Consider the following 14,722-nt stretch of genomic DNA (forward strand, 5'->3'; position numbering starts at 1 on the left):
AAGGAGAGGAAATGGAAACCAGCACGGATGAAATCATCCCCGTTAGCGACACCCTGAAACTTTGCGCCATCGACGAGCGTTTCGTCAGCGAGCTGCATCAGCTGGTGGTGAAGAATCGGGCGTGGCTCCAGCAGTCGCTGAACTGGCCCCAGTATGTCGCCAGCGAAGAGGACTCGCTGAAGAACGCCCAGAGCAACATTATGCTGCACCAGCGCGGCTACGCCAAAATGTTCCTGATTATGCAGCAGGAAATCATCGTCGGCGTGCTGTCGTTTAACGCCATCGAGCCGCTGAACAAAACCGCCTATATTGGCTACTGGCTGGATGAAGGGCATCAGGGGCAGGGCATTCTCTCCCAGTCGCTGGAGGCGTTTATTCGGCACTATGCCCAGAGCGGCGAAATCCGGCGCTTCGTGATCAAGTGCCGGGTGGATAACATCGCCAGCAATCGGGTGGCCCAGCGCGCGGGTTTCGTGCTGGAGGGCTGCCTGAAAGAGGCCGAGTTCCTCAACGGCCGCTATGACGATCAAAACCTCTACGCGCGGATCATCGACGCCTAGATCGCCCCCAGCAGCGGCGTGCGGGTAATACGCTCCGCGCCGCTCATCACCCTCGGACCGCGCAGGTGAATCGACTCTTCTTCCAGGGCGATCACCGCCGCGTCGCCGCCAATCTCAACATGCCCCTCGATCAGCAGGTTGCCGCTGAGCTGCGCCCGGCCTTGAACGAGCACAAAGTCATCCAGCATCAGCGGCCCACCGCTAAGCCGCGCGTCACCCCCGACGCGCACGTGGTGCTTCAGCACGCAGTTGCCCTCCACCACCGCATTCTCCGCCACCTGAGCGCTGTAGCGTAGGGTGGGAATGGCATCCTCACCGTGTCCAGCGACAAGGCGCGCGCGGTCGTACACCTTGGCGCAGTCGCAGACCCAGACGTCGTTCTCCTCGTTGCCCTCCAGCAGGGCGAAGTCGAAGACCTCTGCCCGATGCTCTACGAAGGCGTAGTTAACGATGGCGTCGCCGTAAATCTGCGCCTGGTGCAAGACGCGGGAGTGGTTCACCGTGGCTCGGTCGTAGATGCGCAGGGTGGCATCGCGATCGAGGGTGAGCCCGCGGGCGGCAATAATTTCGCTGCCGTTGAGGATCCGGGCGTCACCGCCGAGCAGACACTCGCCGCTAACCCGCGACCGCTGCACCAGCACATTGCCGCTCAGACGCGCCCCCCGACAGATTTCCGACCCATCAACCCAGGCATGGCCGCCGATCTCCACCCCGTCGTAAATCGTGCAGGGCTGGCTGATGCGGGCGCTGTCGCGTATCCGGCTGCCACCGAACACCATGCTGTTCTCATCATAGATCCAGCAGCTACCCTGCTGGCTCAGCACCTGCTCATCCTCCACCCAGCCGCCCAGCGTACCGGCCTGGACGTCATGAAAATCCCGCAGGGCGACGATCTGGCGCAGGGTAACGTGCCGCTTTTCACCGTTATCCTGATAGCTAAATGAGCGGCTGGCATCGCTCAGGCGATACTTGTTCATTATGTGTTTTCCACTGATGGCCTTAGATAAACGTAGCAAACTTTGCCGCTCTGGCTATTGCGAAGGAATTTCAATAAAATGTATTTAAAATATCATTTTAAATTTCCCGCCTAAATAAGGATGGATCATGACCCAGGTTGATGAGAATTACTTCACTGAAAAATATGGTTTAACCCGCACCCATTCCGAGGTGCTGGCCGCCGCGGCGCTGGTTCCGCCGGGCAAAACGCTCGATCTCGGCTGCGGCAATGGCCGTAACAGCCTCTTCCTTGCGGCGAACGGTTACAGTGTCACGGCATGGGACAAGAACCCCATGAGCATCGCCAATATTGAGCGTATTAAGGCGGCCGAGGGGCTGGATAATCTTGAGATTGCCACCGTCGATCTAAACGCGCTGAGCTTTGAGGGACAGTATGACTTTATTCTCTCCACCGTGGTGATGATGTTTCTTGAGCCGCAAACCATCCCTGGCCTGATTGCCAATATGCAGCGCACCACCGTGCCGGGGGGCTATAACCTGATTGTCGCCGCGATGGACACGGACGATTTTCCCTGCACGGTCGGCTTCCCGTTTGCCTTTAAGGCCGGAGAGCTGGCGGAGTACTACAGCGGCTGGGAAGTGGTGAAATACAATGAAGACGTCGGTGAGCTACACCGCACCGACGCCAATGGCAACCGCATCAAGCTGCGCTTTGCCACGCTGCTGGCCCGTAAACCCGCTTAGCGAGCCGCCAGCAGACAGAGCTTAAGCGCGACGTTATAGGACGCCTCGAAGGATTTCAGCGGCAGGAACTCAAAGCGTGAGTGGAAGTTGTGCGCCCCGGTGAAGAAGTTCGGGGTCAGCAGACCCTTCGCCGAGAGCGCCGCGCCGTCGGTACCGCCGCGCATCGGGGTTGGCTTCGGCGTGATGCCCAGGCTCTCCATGGCCTCAAACATCAGGTCGATGGCGCGGCGATCTTCGCCTACGGCGTTGCTGATGTTGCTGTAGACGTCCTCGATCTCATACTCCACCTTCGCGGTGGGGTGCTGCGCGGCAATACGCTGCGCCACTTCGCCAATCTGCTGCTTGCGCTCCTCGAAGCGTTGTTTATCAAAATCGCGAATGCTGGCACTGAGCACGGCGTGGCCCTGTACCGCCTCCATACCGTTGAACCAGGTGTAGCCCTCGCGGCCTGCGGTATGCTCCGGGGTCTGCTGGCGATCGAAATGGCTGATGTAGTCCGTGGCCATCAGCAGGGGGTTTACCAGCACGCCCTTGGCTGACATCGGGTGCGCCGTTACGCCGGTAAAGCGGATCTTGGCCTGGGCAGCGTTAAAGTTCTCGTAAACAATCTCCCCCAGTTCACAGCAGTCGATGGTCCAGGCAAACTCGACGTCAAAGCGCTTGATATCCAGCGCCTTCGCCCCGCGCAGGCCCACTTCTTCATCCGGCACAAAAGCCACCACGATATCGCCATGCTGGTGCTCTGCGGTCAGGTTCTCCAGCAGGGTCATCACCACCGTTACCGCCGCCTTGTTATCCGCGCCCAGCACGCTGGTGCCGTCGCTGAAGATAATCTCTTCCCCTGGGTAGGCTAAAATTTCCGGATGCTCGGCAGTGCGCAGCCAAATATCCTGCTCGGTGTTAAGACAGAGATCTGTGCCGGTAAACTGCAGGATTTGTGGATGAATATCCGGCGACAGTCCGACGTCTACGGTATCGATATGGGTAATAAAACCGATGCGCGGCGCACCTGTCACGTTGCCCTTTTTAACCGCCGTCACGGTGGCGTACTCGTCGATCACAATCTCTTCTAATCCCAGCGTTTTTAGCTCGTCGGCCAGCACGCGGGCCATCTCATATTGGCCCGCTGTGGTAGGCAGGGTGGTGGCTGATGCATCGCTCTGGCTAGTGATGGCAAGGTAGTTAAAAAAGCGTTGGGTTAATTGTCTGGCGAGTGGCGATGACATAGTGGATCCTTCTTTATTTGTTTTATCAGGTGCTTACGGTGTGACTTTAATGTTATGTATTAACGGGCAAACAACAAGCACTTATTGATAGCACGCTAAGATAGCCGGATAAACGACAGGATAAAGATGATAAGCAAACCCACAACACTTGCACTGGCGTTGACCGCGCTCACGGTCAGTTCTACCGTGGCAGCGAAGACGCTGGTTTACTGTTCGGAAGGATCGCCTGAAAACTTTAACCCTCAACTTTACACCTCGGGAACCAGCGTTGATGCCAGCGCCGTTCCGGTCTACAACCGGCTGGTAGAGTTCAAGGTCGGCACCACGGCGTTAGAGCCCAGCCTGGCCGAACGTTGGGACGTCAGCGAAGATGGCAAAACCTACACCTTCCATCTGCGCAAGGGCGTGAAGTTTCAGAGCAATAAATACTTCACCCCAACGCGGGACTTCAACGCCGACGACGTAATTTTCTCGTTTATGCGGCAGAAGGATCCCAATCATCCCTATCACAACGTCTCTAACGGTAACTACTCGAACTTTGAGAGCCTGGAATTTGGCAAGCTGATCACCAGTATCGATAAGGTTGACGACCATACCGTGCGCTTTACGCTTGCCCACCCGGAAGCACCGTTTGTAGCCGACCTGGCGTGGTATTTTGCCTCGATCCTCTCGGCAGAGTATGCCGACGCCATGCTGAAGGCAGGCACGCCGACGCGCGTGGATATGGACCCCATCGGCACCGGTCCGTTCAGGCTGGCGCAGTATCAGAAGGACTCCCGCATCCTGTTTACCGCCTTCCCGGAATACTGGCAGGGCAAGGCCAAGCTGGACCGACTGGTGTTCAGCATCACCCCGGACGCTTCAGTGCGCTACGCCAAGCTGGAGAAGAACGAGTGTCAGGTCATGGCCTTCCCCAACCCGGCGGATCTGCCCCGGATGCGCGAAAATCCCAATATCAACCTGATGAGCAAGGCTGGGCTGAATACCGGTTTCCTCGCCCTCAACACGCAGAAAGCGCCGACGGATAACGTCAAGGTGCGCCAGGCGCTGGCGATGGCGATCAACAAGCCGGCGATTATCGACGCGGTGTTCCAGGGCACCGGTACGGCGGCGAAAAACCTGCTGCCGCCGGGGGTCTGGAGCGCTGATAGCGACCTGAAGGATTACGACTACAACCCGGAGCAGGCCAAAGCGCTGCTCGCCGAGGCGGGCTTTGCCAAGGGCTTGAGTATTGACCTGTGGGCGATGCCGGTTCAGCGTCCCTACAACCCGAACGCGAAGCGCATGGCGGAGATGATCCAGGCCGACTGGGCGAAGATTGGCGTACAGGCCAAGGTTGTCACTTATGAGTGGGGCGAGTACCTCAAGCGCGTGAAGGGGGGCGAGCACCAGGCGGCGCTGATGGGCTGGACCACGGCCACCGGCGACCCGGATAACTTCTTCGGCCCGCTGTTTACCTGCCAGTCGGCGGACGGCGGCTCCAACTCGGCGAAGTGGTGCTATCAGCCGTTTGATAAGCTGATTGCCGAAGCGAAAGGCATCACCGATCAATCCCAGCGTACTGCCCTCTACAAGCAGGCGCAGCAGATGATGCATGACCAGATGCCTGCCGTGATGATTGCCCACTCAACGATTTTTGAGCCGGTGCGCAAAGAGGTGCAGGGGTATGAGATCGATCCCTTTGGCAAACACATTTTTTATCAGGTCGATTTGAAAAAATAATCACTCCAGGCCTGTGCGGCTGCGCAGGCCTGTTTTTTGGTAAAAGGGTGAGCCAGCACTCTTTTAGTCACAACAACCGTCACTAAGTTTTGCTATAACTCCGTATGCATCGTTATAATTTCAGGAATAAATACATGCGTACTCACTCATTAATTCAGGTAGCTGTACTGTCAGGGCTGCTGGCGCTGACAGGGTGCTCGTCGAAAGTCACACAGCCAGACAAGTATTCAGGTTTCTTAAAAGATTATTCAAATTTGCAGCAGGCGACCTCTGCGTCGGGGAAACCGGTGCTGCGCTGGGTTGATCCGTCGTTTGATGACAGCAAGTACGATAGCATCGTCTACAATCCCATCACCTACTATCCGCAGCCTAAACCTACCACTCAGATTGGTCAGGAGACCCTCAACGGCCTGCTGAACTATACCAATACCAAGCTGAAAGCCGCCGCCGCCCAGCGTAAGCCGCTGGTGGCGACGCCCGGTCCGCGCAGCCTGATCTTCCGTGGCGCGATCACCGGCGTTGACTCCAGCAAAGAGGGATTGCAGTTCTATGAGGTGATCCCAATTGCAATGGTGGTAGCAGGCACTCAGGCCGCCACTGGCCACCGTACCATGGATACTGCGCTCTATTTTGAGGGTGAGTTGATTGACGCCGCCACTAACAAACCGGTGATCAAAGTGGTGCGTAAGGGAGAGGGTAAAGATCTCAATAACCAGAATACGCCGCTCACCGTCGACACCCTCAAGCAGGTGGTGGACGATTTGGCCAGCGACGTGGCGCTGTTCCAGGTTAAAAAACAGTAATCAGCGAAGCGCCATCCTCGCGATGGCGCTTCTCTTTTTCTCTTCACGCTGAGCGCGGTCGTCCGTGCCAGACTCGCAGCAGGCTTTCTGGACGGGTAAACATCACCAGGTTTCCCACCAGGATCAACGCCAGACCCACCACGGCATTGCTCTCCCAGCGGTATCCTTCGAACAGGGTCGAGAGCGTTAACGCCACCAGCGGAAAGAGCAGCGTGCTGTAGGCAGCATTGCTCGCCCCGATGCGGCCCACCAGCGTAAAATAGACCCCAAAACCAACGACCGAGCCGAACAGCGCCAGATACACCAGCGCGCCAAGGTAGCTCACCGTCCACTCCGGCGTGAAGCTGTCGCCACGCACCAGAGCGATGAAGCCCATAATCAGCGTGCCGTAGAACATTGCCCAGCCGTTGGTGGTCATTGTCTCCAGCCCGTTACGCTGGTGGCGCAGGCTGATCATATTGCCCAGCGAGAAGCCGAGGGTGCCCAGCGCCGACAGGCCGATACCCAGCAGCAGGTTGACGTTGAGATCGCTGGCGAGCAGATCCTGCCAGAAGAGGGCAGCGATGCCGGTCAGGCCCAACGCGGCGGCCAGAAAGAAGCGAGCGGGCGGGCGCTGACCAAAGAAGATAAAGCTGTTTATCGCGTTGAACAGCACCGCCATGGAGAAGATGACCGACTCCAGCCCGGTATTGATCCACGCCGCAGCGGTGTAAAAGCACCAGAAGTTAAAGCCGAACACGCAGCCGCCCTGAACCATACACATCAGGTGATCCTTGATCGTCAGGGCGCGCAGCCGCTTAAGCACCAGCAGCGTTAGCATCATGATGGCCGAGGCCAGCGCGAAGCGCCAGAAAATGGAGACCGGCGCAGCGACCGGCCCCTGCTGCAAATGGATAGCGATCCACGTCGTTCCCCAAATCACCACCACCAGGCCATACATTAGTGCGTTCATCGTGCGCTGCTCTCCGTCATTAAAAACCCTATTGTTGAGCGCGACGGGCGGTGATGCTTGCAGGGGCTTGCGGGAGACTTGCAAATTCTTGCGGTTTTTTGGCGCTCAGAGGGCGGCAACGCTTTCATCCACGCCGCACTCTTCATACACTAAGGATCTGGTTAATCACTTGTTAATGTGGCGATGGCAGAAACCTACGGTGCTTTTGAAAACCTGCGCAGGCATAGCGCGGTGCTGAAAAATTCAGTCGCGCTGAATAACGGCATGCAGCTGGCCGCATGGTCCAATAAGCGCGATCGCATTACCCAGTATTGCGATCACCACACGTTGAGCCTCTATGTTGCCGACGGCTATGAGAGCTACCATAAGACCCGCAGCGGCTGGCAAAACGGCGGCGGACCGGATCGGTTTTGTCTTCTGCCGAAAGAGAGCGAGTCGACCTGGGATATTCGCGACGATCTCTCTTTCGTGCACCTTTACTGCACCGATGCGCATCTGCGCAGCGTAGGGGAGCAGATCTGGGATCGCAGCCCGGCCGCGCTGACGCTGGATGAGAAGACCTTTGGCCAGGATGCACAGATCACCGCCCTCTACCGCCAGTTTTTGCTCGACTGCGACTGGCAGCAGCAGGCTAACCAGCTTACGCTGAGCACGGCCTCGACGCTGCTGCTGACCCATATCATTCAGCGCTACAGCAGCGTGCAGTGGCGCATGCCGAGCGTTACCGGCGGGCTGGCCCCGTCGGTGCTGCGTAACGTGCTGGAGTACATCGATGCCCATCTTGCCGAGCCGCTCACCCTGGCCGATCTCGCCGCCCAGGCGTCCTTGAGCGAATACCATTTTGCCCGCATGTTTCGCCACTCGTCCGGGCTCGCGCCGCACCAGTACGTGATGCAGCGGCGGATGCATCAGGCTCGGGACAGAGTATGCCACACCGCGCTGCCCCTGACCGAGATTGCGCTCGGGTGCGGATTCAGCTCCGCCAGCCACTTCAGCAACCGTTTCAAAAGCGTGTTCGGTATTACGCCGTCACAGATGCGCGCGGCGCATGCCTGACAGCACGGCATAGCAGATCCCACCCACCAGCAGTCCCCAAAATGCCGACCCGATGCCCAGCAGCGTTACCCCGCTGGCGGTAACGAGAAAAGTCACCGCCGCGGCATCGCGCTCGCGCTCGTTCACCAGGGCCTGATGCAGGCTGCCGCCAATGGTGCCCAGCAGCGCCAGGCCTGCCAGGGTCTGGATCCAGCTCAGCGGCAGGGCGGCCATCAGGCCACTTATCGAGCCGCCAAACACGCCCGCCAGCAGATAGAAAACGCCTGCGGCGGCGGCAGCCTGCCAGCGCTTATCCGCATCCGGATGGGCATCCGGGCTTTGACAGATAGCGGCGGTAATAGCGGCGATACAGACGGAGTAGACCCCAAACACGCTGCCCAGCAGCGCCAGCCCGCCGGTAAAGACCATCAGCGGCGAGGCGGGGACGTGATAGCCCGCGGCCTGCATGGTGGCGAAGCCGGGCGCGTTTTGTGAGGCCATCGTCGCCAGGAAAAAGGGCACTCCCACGCTGATTAAGGTGGTCAGGGTAAAGCGAGGGGCGATCATTTCAGGCATCACTACCGAGACATGCAGCGCAGATGTGACAACGTCACCGCTTAGCCAGGCCACGAGCGCGCCTGTGATAAGCGCAGCAATAATGGCATAGCGCGGTGCCAGCGCTTTGCAGAGCAGCCATGCCAGCAACATGCTGACGCATAAACTGAAATCGCTCTGTAAATTAGTAAAGGTCTGCAATCCAAAACGCAGTAAGATACCGGCCAGCATCGCCGCCGCCAGCGAGTGTGGAACAATCTTCATTAGGCGGGCAAACAGGCCGGTGAGACCGCAGAGCAGGATCAGGGCATTGGCAAAGATAAATACCCCTACGGCCTCGTTGAGGGTGGCCCCCTCCAGGCTGGTGGCGAGCAGCGCCGCACCGGGGGTTGACCACGCGGTGAGCACCGGAACGCGGTAGCGCAGGGTCAGCACAAGGGTGCTGATACCCATTGCCAGCCCCAGCGCCGTCATCCAGCCGGCGATTTGCGCCGGGCTGGCACCGGCAACGCTGGCGGCCTGCCAGATAATGGCCGCCGAGCTGGCATAGCCCACCAGCACCGCCACAAAGCCTGCCAGCAGGGTGGAAAAGGGAAAGGGACGCAGGGGCATAAGAACTCCATGTACGCTATCACGGTCGATAAAAATAGCATTGTGCGTTATAACGCACAAGAAGCCATTCACGCACGAGGAAGGGAAAGTATGGATCTGCCACAGTATCTGTCTGCAACACTGAAAACGCTGCGCCAGACGCGGGGATGGAGCCTTTCGCGCCTCGCCACTGAAACCGGCGTCTCGAAAGCGATGCTCGGCCAGATCGAGCGCAATGAATCCAGCCCCACGGTGGCGACGCTCTGGAAAATCGCGACCGGGCTAAACGTACCGCTCTCGACCTTTATCACCGCAGCGGACGCTGGCGCACCGCAGGCCTACGATCCTGACCAGCAGGCAATGACCATTACGCCGATTTTCCCGTGGGATAACGAACTGCGCTTTGACCACTTTTCGGTCACCCTCGCCCCCGGCGCGTTCAGCGAGTCCACCCCGCACGAGCGCGGCGTGATTGAACACGTGGTGGTGATTTCCGGCACGCTGGAGATGCAGATTGACGGGGAGTGGCAGACGCTACAGGTGGGAAGCGGGGTCAGGTTTGCCGGGGATAAAACCCACGCCTACCGCAACAGCAGTGGGCAGACAACCCAGTTTCACTCGCTGATCCACTATCCAAAAGAAAAAGCCGCAGGCGAGCCTGCGGCAAAATACGACGACGAATAACGACGAATTAACAGTAACGCACACATGACGAGGAATGTCCGGAATACGCAGCCACTGTACCCCCTTCAGCGCGCCTGGCGAAATGCGCATTATTTCAATGCATTGCTAATTAATGTATTAAGGGCGTCGCAGGCATAGCGAAAATGTTTTCGTCCGGGCCATCTTCTCACTACAATAGCGGCCATTTTGTTGATCACGGATAATAACGACCCTATGCGCCTGCCCACTCATCATCTTGAACTGTTAAGCCCGGCCCGCGATACCGCCATCGCCCGCGAAGCTATCCTGCACGGAGCCGATGCGGTCTATATCGGCGGTCCTGGCTTTGGTGCACGCCATAATGCCAGCAACAGCCTGCGCGATATCGCCGAGCTGGTGCCGTTTGCCCATCGCTACGGGGCAAAAATCTTTATTACCCTGAATACCATTTTGCATGATGATGAGCTGGAGCCGGCCCGGCGCTTGATCACCGATCTCTACGAGACCGGCGTTGATGCGCTGATCGTGCAGGATATGGGCGTGCTGGAGCTGGATATTCCGCCCATCGAGCTGCACGCCAGCACCCAGTGCGATATCCGCAGCGTGGAGAAGGCGAAGTTTCTCTCCGATGTCGGCTTCTCGCAGATCGTACTGGCCCGTGAGCTTAATTTGCAGCAGATCCGTGCTATCCACGAGAGCACCGACGCCACCATTGAGTTCTTTATCCACGGTGCGCTGTGCGTAGCCTACTCCGGGCAGTGCAACATCTCCCACGCCCAGACCGGCCGCAGCGCTAACCGTGGCGACTGCTCGCAGGCCTGCCGTCTCCCCTATACCCTGAAGGACGATCAGGGCCGGGTAGTGTCATTTGAGAAGCATCTCCTGTCGATGAAGGACAATGACCAGACCGCCAACCTCGGCGCGCTAATCGACGCCGGGGTGCGCTCCTTTAAGATTGAAGGGCGCTACAAGGATATGAGCTACGTGAAAAACATCACCGCTCACTACCGCCAGATGCTGGACGCCATCATCGAAGAGCGGGGCGATTTGGCTCGCTCGTCGGCGGGGCGCACCGAGCACTTCTTTATCCCGTCGACGGACAAAACGTTCCATCGCGGCAGCACCGACTACTTCGTTAACGCCCGTAAGATTGATATCGGCGCATTCGATTCGCCGAAGTTTATCGGCCTGCCGGTGGGTGAAGTGCTGAAGGTAGGCAAAGATTACCTCGACGTTGATGCCAGCGAGACCTTAGCCAACGGCGATGGCTTAAACGTGTTGATTAAGCGTGAGATTGTTGGCTTCCGCGCCAATACGGTAGAGAAGACCGGTGAAAACCGTTATCGCGTATGGCCGAACGAGATGCCAGCCGATCTCTACAAGGTGCGCCCGAATCATCCTCTGAACCGTAACCTCGACCATAACTGGCAGCAGGCGCTGACCAAAACCTCCAGCGAGCGCCGCGTCGGCGTGGATATTGAGCTGGGCGGCTGGCAGGAGCAGCTGATCCTCACCATCACCAGCGAGGAAGGAGTGAGCATTACCCATACGCTGGAGGGCGAGTTTGCCGAGGCTACCAACGCTGAAAAGGCGCTCAGTCAGCTGCACGATGGCCTGGCCAAGCTGGGGCAGACTATCTATTACGCTCGCGATATTCGCGTCAACCTGCCGGGCGCGCTGTTTGTTCCCGCCAGCCAGCTAAACCAGCTGCGCCGTGAGGCCGTGGAGATGCTCGATAGCGCCCGTCTGGCAAACTACCCGCGCGGCAGCCGCAAAGCCGTGGCGACGCCAGCCCCGGTCTACCCGGATACCCATCTCTCTTTCCTGGCAAACGTCTACAACGAGAAGGCGCGCACCTTCTATCACCGTTACGGCGTGCAGCTGATTGATGCCGCCTACGAGGCGCATGAGGAGAAGGGCGACGTGCCGGTGATGATCACCAAGCACTGCCTGCGCTTTGCCTTTAACCTCTGTCCTAAGCAGGCGAAGGGATCGATTAAGAGCTGGAAGGCCACGCCGATGCAGCTGGTACACGGCGATGAAGTGCTGACCCTGAAGTTTGACTGCCGTCCCTGCGAGATGCACGTGATTGGCAAAATGAAAAACCATATCCTCAAGATGCCTCAGCCGGGCAGCGTTGTGGCCTCCATCAGCCCGGATGAGCTGATGAAGACCATGCCTAAACGCAAAGGGCTGTAATCCCTGTAGGCCCGGCAAGCGTCAGCGCCGCCGGGCAGATCGGTCAGTGCGATTTAAGGCCCGCCGCCGACATCAGCAGACGAAACGCCATGCTGACAGCGGTGAGTGCCAGCACGCTGGCAACCCAGATAGCAATCAGCCAGAACAGACGCTTTACAAAACGCGGTGCTGCCATCAGTGATATCCCTCCCCAGGCTGAACTTTGCCCCTAAACACGTAGTAGCTCCACGCGGTATAGACCAGAATTAGCGGAATAATCAGCAGCGCGCCCACCAGCATAAAGCCCTGGCTTTGCGGCGGCGAGGCGGCATCCCACAGGGAGATACTGGGCGGGATGATATTCGGCCAGATGCTGATCCCGAGTCCACTAAAGCCGAGGAAGACCAGCCCCAGGGTCAGTATGAACGGCAAGGTATGATGGGCGTGATTATTCAGGCTGCGCCACTGCCAGAAGCTGAACAGGAGCACCAGCAGCGGCACCGGCAGGAAGAAGAAAATGTTCGGCAGGCTGAACCAGCGATCGGCAATACCCTGGTGGGTCAGCGGCGTCCAGAGGCTGATCACGCCAATGGTGACCAGCAGCGCCAGCAGCAGCTGTTTCGCCCTGTGGCGCATCGTCTCCTGCAATGCGCCGCCGCTCTTCATGACCATCCAGGTGGCACCGAGCAGGGCGTAGGCGATGGTTAACCCCAGGCCGCAGAAGAGGTTAAACGCCGTGAGCCAGTCCAGCGCGCCGCCGCTAAAGCGACGACCGGTCACCTCAAACCCGTTCAGTACCGCGCCAACCACCACGCCCTGGGCGAAGGTGGCGACGATCGATCCGAAAATAAACGACTTATCCCAGAACGGACGGTGGGCAGGCGTCGCCTTGAAGCGAAACTCGAACGCCACGCCGCGGAAGATCAGGCCCGCCAGCATGATGGTCAACGGAATGGTCAGCGCGTCGGCAATCACCGCGTAGGCCAGCGGGAACGCGCCAAACAGACCCGCGCCCCCCATGACTAACCAGGTTTCGTTGCCATCCCACACCGGTGCAACGCTGTTGACCATCACGTCACGATCTTCACCGTCGCGAATGAGGGGAAACAGAATACCGATCCCGAGATCGAAGCCGTCCATCACGATATACATCAGCGTGGCGAAGACGATTATCACAAACCAGATTACTGACAGATCGATACCCATTACTTGTTCTCCTCTGTCTCTAACGACTCACCGGCCGCAGAGAGCGGACGCGCCGGACGGCCCTCAGTCGGGTGACGATCTTCAGGCTGCGGACCGGCCTTGATCAGCCTGCCGATATAGACATACCCCACGCCAAAGACGGCGGAGTAGACCACAAAGAATCCCAGCAGGGTCAGGCTCATCTGCAAGGTGCTGTGCTGCGAGACGGCATCAATGGTACGCAGCTGGCCATAGACCACCCACGGCTGGCGTCCCACCTCGGTGGTCACCCAGCCCGCCAGCAGGGCAATCAGCCCGGCAGGCCCCATCCACAGAGCGAAGTGGTGGAACGGACGCGACGTATAAAGGCGGCCTTTATAACGCAGCCACAGCCCGACTACGCCCAGCAGCAGCATCAGCAGGCCCATCGCCACCATCAGGCGGAACGACCAGAAGACAATGGTGGAGTTAGGGCGATCCTCTTTCGGGAATGATTTGAGTGCCGGAACCTGCTTATCCAGGCTGTGGGTCAGGATCAGGCTGCCCAGGGCGGGGATCTCCAGGCCATAACGGGTGCGCTCCTGCTCCATATCCGGCCAGCCGAACAGCAGCAGCGGGGTGGGTTCACCCGGCGGGTTCTCCCAGTGCCCCTCAATGGCGGCAATCTTCGCCGGCTGATGCTCCAACGTGTTCAGACCATGCATATCGCCGACCACGGCCTGGATTGGGGCCACCACCAGCGCCATCCACAGCGCCATAGAGAACATCTTGCGGATAGCGGGCGTATTGTTGCCTTTAAGAAGATGCCATGCACCCGAAGCGCCAACAAACAGCGCGCTGCTCAGGAAGGCCGCAATCGACATATGCAGCAGGCGGTAGGGGAACGACGGGTTAAAGATGACCTTGAACCAGTCAACCGGGATCACCTGGCCGTTGACAATCTCATGGCCCTGCGGGGTATGCATCCAGCTGTTGGAGGCGAGGATCCAGAAGGTGGACATCAGCGTGCCGAGGGCCACCATGCAGGTCGAGAAAAAGTGCAGGCCGGGGCCGACCTTGTTCCAGCCGAAGAGCATCACGCCGAGGAAACCCGCCTCAAGGAAGAAGGCCGTCAGCACCTCATAGGTGAGAAGCGGCCCGGTTATGCTCCCGGCAAACTGCGAGAAGCCGCTCCAGTTGGTACCAAACTGGTAGGCCATCACCAGCCCTGAAACAACGCCCATCCCAAAGTTCACGGCGAAGATTTTCACCCAGAAGAGATAGAGCGTTCGCCAGACCTGATTTTGCGTCTTGAGCCACAGGGCCTCAAGCACCGCCAAATAGCTGGCCAGCCCGATAGTGATAGCAGGAAATAAAATATGGAATGAGACGGTAAAGGCGAATTGAATTCGCGCCAGATGGAACGCGTCTAGATCAAGCATGCAGGACTCCGCGCATAATTTAAGTTATGTCAGCGAAAGTATAGGTGATGTCAATGAATGCGGGCAGAAACAGCACCCGAACTTAAAAGCATAACAGTTGCCCTGCGGCTAAACCTTTCACCGCGTAAAG

Annotated in this window: 14 protein-coding genes; 7 read left to right on the plus strand and 7 right to left on the minus strand. The window is 58.5% G+C overall.

Going from position 1 to position 14,722, the window contains the following annotated elements; translation table 11 throughout:
• The first annotated feature begins 11 nt into the window (after window positions 1–11).
• Window positions 12–560, plus strand: coding sequence for a 50S ribosomal protein L7/L12-serine acetyltransferase (rimL, locus tag EV102420_RS08430; RefSeq protein ID WP_042390906.1), 549 nt, complete (start codon window positions 12–14; stop codon window positions 558–560).
• On the opposite strand, the gene ydcK is transcribed toward rimL, so the two are convergent.
• Entirely contained in the window at window positions 557–1,537 is a 981-nt protein-coding gene (ydcK, locus tag EV102420_RS08435; RefSeq protein ID WP_042390908.1) for a YdcK family protein, read from the minus strand. The two genes, rimL and ydcK, sit on opposite strands and share 4 nt — an antisense overlap.
• A gap of 127 nt (window positions 1,538–1,664) precedes the next feature.
• Between ydcK and tehB the strand changes: the two genes are divergently transcribed.
• Window positions 1,665–2,261: a tellurite resistance methyltransferase TehB gene (gene tehB / locus EV102420_RS08440; protein WP_042390911.1), complete on the plus strand. Its 597-nt coding sequence runs from the start codon at window positions 1,665–1,667 to the stop codon at window positions 2,259–2,261.
• On the opposite strand, the gene pepT is transcribed toward tehB, so the two are convergent.
• Window positions 2,258–3,487, minus strand: coding sequence for a peptidase T (gene pepT / locus EV102420_RS08445; RefSeq protein WP_042390912.1), 1,230 nt, complete (start codon window positions 3,485–3,487; stop codon window positions 2,258–2,260). The genes tehB and pepT overlap by 4 nt on opposite strands.
• Window positions 3,488–3,613: 126 nt before the next feature.
• Here pepT and EV102420_RS08450 point away from each other — a divergent pair, with 126 nt between their 5' ends.
• Both EV102420_RS08450 and EV102420_RS08455 read left to right on the plus strand, forming a co-directional pair.
• A complete protein-coding gene (locus tag EV102420_RS08450; RefSeq protein ID WP_042390914.1) occupies window positions 3,614–5,209 on the plus strand; it encodes an ABC transporter substrate-binding protein in 1,596 nt (531 codons plus the stop codon).
• Between the two features lie 134 nt (window positions 5,210–5,343).
• On the plus strand, window positions 5,344–6,012 hold the full coding sequence (locus EV102420_RS08455; protein ID WP_042390916.1) for a DUF3313 domain-containing protein: 669 nt from the start codon (window positions 5,344–5,346) through the stop codon (window positions 6,010–6,012).
• Window positions 6,013–6,055: 43 nt separating this feature from the next.
• Here EV102420_RS08455 and EV102420_RS08460 read toward each other — a convergent pair whose 3' ends face one another.
• The gene (locus EV102420_RS08460) at window positions 6,056–6,964 is read right to left on the minus strand and encodes a DMT family transporter (RefSeq protein ID WP_042390919.1); all 909 of its coding nucleotides are present in this window, start codon (window positions 6,962–6,964) and stop codon (window positions 6,056–6,058) included.
• A 183-nt stretch (window positions 6,965–7,147) separates the two neighbouring features.
• Here EV102420_RS08460 and EV102420_RS08465 point away from each other — a divergent pair, with 183 nt between their 5' ends.
• On the plus strand, window positions 7,148–8,020 hold the full coding sequence (locus tag EV102420_RS08465) for a helix-turn-helix domain-containing protein (RefSeq protein WP_042390921.1): 873 nt from the start codon (window positions 7,148–7,150) through the stop codon (window positions 8,018–8,020).
• On the opposite strand, the gene EV102420_RS08470 is transcribed toward EV102420_RS08465, so the two are convergent.
• Complete coding sequence (locus tag EV102420_RS08470) at window positions 7,994–9,166, minus strand: benzoate/H(+) symporter BenE family transporter (RefSeq protein WP_042390923.1); 1,173 nt, start codon at window positions 9,164–9,166, stop codon at window positions 7,994–7,996. The genes EV102420_RS08465 and EV102420_RS08470 overlap by 27 nt on opposite strands.
• 90 nt (window positions 9,167–9,256) lie before the next feature.
• Between EV102420_RS08470 and EV102420_RS08475 the strand changes: the two genes are divergently transcribed.
• A complete protein-coding gene (locus tag EV102420_RS08475) occupies window positions 9,257–9,829 on the plus strand; it encodes a helix-turn-helix domain-containing protein (RefSeq protein WP_042390925.1) in 573 nt (190 codons plus the stop codon).
• A gap of 213 nt (window positions 9,830–10,042) precedes the next feature.
• Window positions 10,043–12,007: a peptidase U32 family protein gene (locus EV102420_RS08480; protein ID WP_042390926.1), complete on the plus strand. Its 1,965-nt coding sequence runs from the start codon at window positions 10,043–10,045 to the stop codon at window positions 12,005–12,007.
• Window positions 12,008–12,050: 43 nt separating this feature from the next.
• Here the strand turns inward: EV102420_RS08480 and EV102420_RS21265 are convergent, their stop codons facing one another.
• The 3 genes from EV102420_RS21265 to EV102420_RS08490 are packed head-to-tail and all read right to left on the minus strand — an operon-like array spanning window position 12,051 to window position 14,592.
• The gene (locus EV102420_RS21265; protein WP_072015217.1) at window positions 12,051–12,182 is read right to left on the minus strand and encodes a DUF2474 domain-containing protein; all 132 of its coding nucleotides are present in this window, start codon (window positions 12,180–12,182) and stop codon (window positions 12,051–12,053) included.
• Complete coding sequence (gene cydB / locus EV102420_RS08485; RefSeq protein WP_042390927.1) at window positions 12,182–13,192, minus strand: cytochrome d ubiquinol oxidase subunit II; 1,011 nt, start codon at window positions 13,190–13,192, stop codon at window positions 12,182–12,184. Before cydB ends, EV102420_RS21265 begins: the two co-directional genes overlap by 1 nt.
• Window positions 13,192–14,592, minus strand: coding sequence for a cytochrome ubiquinol oxidase subunit I (locus tag EV102420_RS08490; protein WP_042390929.1), 1,401 nt, complete (start codon window positions 14,590–14,592; stop codon window positions 13,192–13,194). Before EV102420_RS08490 ends, cydB begins: the two co-directional genes overlap by 1 nt.
• Window positions 14,593–14,722 lie beyond the last annotated feature (130 nt).

The organism is Pseudescherichia vulneris NBRC 102420, from assembly GCF_000759795.1.
GTDB lineage: Bacteria > Pseudomonadota > Gammaproteobacteria > Enterobacterales > Enterobacteriaceae > Pseudescherichia > Pseudescherichia vulneris.

Excerpts from the sequence above, each read along its gene's own strand:
- rimL (WP_042390906.1), top strand. The coding sequence starts at position 12 with ATGGAAACCAGCACGGATGAAATCATCCCCGTTAGCGACACCCTGAAA.
- ydcK (WP_042390908.1), bottom strand. The coding sequence starts at position 1,537 with ATGAACAAGTATCGCCTGAGCGATGCCAGCCGCTCATTTAGCTATCAG.
- tehB (WP_042390911.1), top strand. The coding sequence starts at position 1,665 with ATGACCCAGGTTGATGAGAATTACTTCACTGAAAAATATGGTTTAACC.
- pepT (WP_042390912.1), bottom strand. The coding sequence starts at position 3,487 with ATGTCATCGCCACTCGCCAGACAATTAACCCAACGCTTTTTTAACTAC.
- EV102420_RS08450 (WP_042390914.1), top strand. The coding sequence starts at position 3,614 with ATGATAAGCAAACCCACAACACTTGCACTGGCGTTGACCGCGCTCACG.
- EV102420_RS08455 (WP_042390916.1), top strand. The coding sequence starts at position 5,344 with ATGCGTACTCACTCATTAATTCAGGTAGCTGTACTGTCAGGGCTGCTG.
- EV102420_RS08460 (WP_042390919.1), bottom strand. The coding sequence starts at position 6,964 with ATGAACGCACTAATGTATGGCCTGGTGGTGGTGATTTGGGGAACGACG.
- EV102420_RS08465 (WP_042390921.1), top strand. The coding sequence starts at position 7,148 with ATGGCAGAAACCTACGGTGCTTTTGAAAACCTGCGCAGGCATAGCGCG.
- EV102420_RS08470 (WP_042390923.1), bottom strand. The coding sequence starts at position 9,166 with ATGCCCCTGCGTCCCTTTCCCTTTTCCACCCTGCTGGCAGGCTTTGTG.
- EV102420_RS08475 (WP_042390925.1), top strand. The coding sequence starts at position 9,257 with ATGGATCTGCCACAGTATCTGTCTGCAACACTGAAAACGCTGCGCCAG.
- EV102420_RS08480 (WP_042390926.1), top strand. The coding sequence starts at position 10,043 with ATGCGCCTGCCCACTCATCATCTTGAACTGTTAAGCCCGGCCCGCGAT.
- EV102420_RS21265 (WP_072015217.1), bottom strand. The coding sequence starts at position 12,182 with ATGGCAGCACCGCGTTTTGTAAAGCGTCTGTTCTGGCTGATTGCTATC.
- cydB (WP_042390927.1), bottom strand. The coding sequence starts at position 13,192 with ATGGGTATCGATCTGTCAGTAATCTGGTTTGTGATAATCGTCTTCGCC.
- EV102420_RS08490 (WP_042390929.1), bottom strand. The coding sequence starts at position 14,592 with ATGCTTGATCTAGACGCGTTCCATCTGGCGCGAATTCAATTCGCCTTT.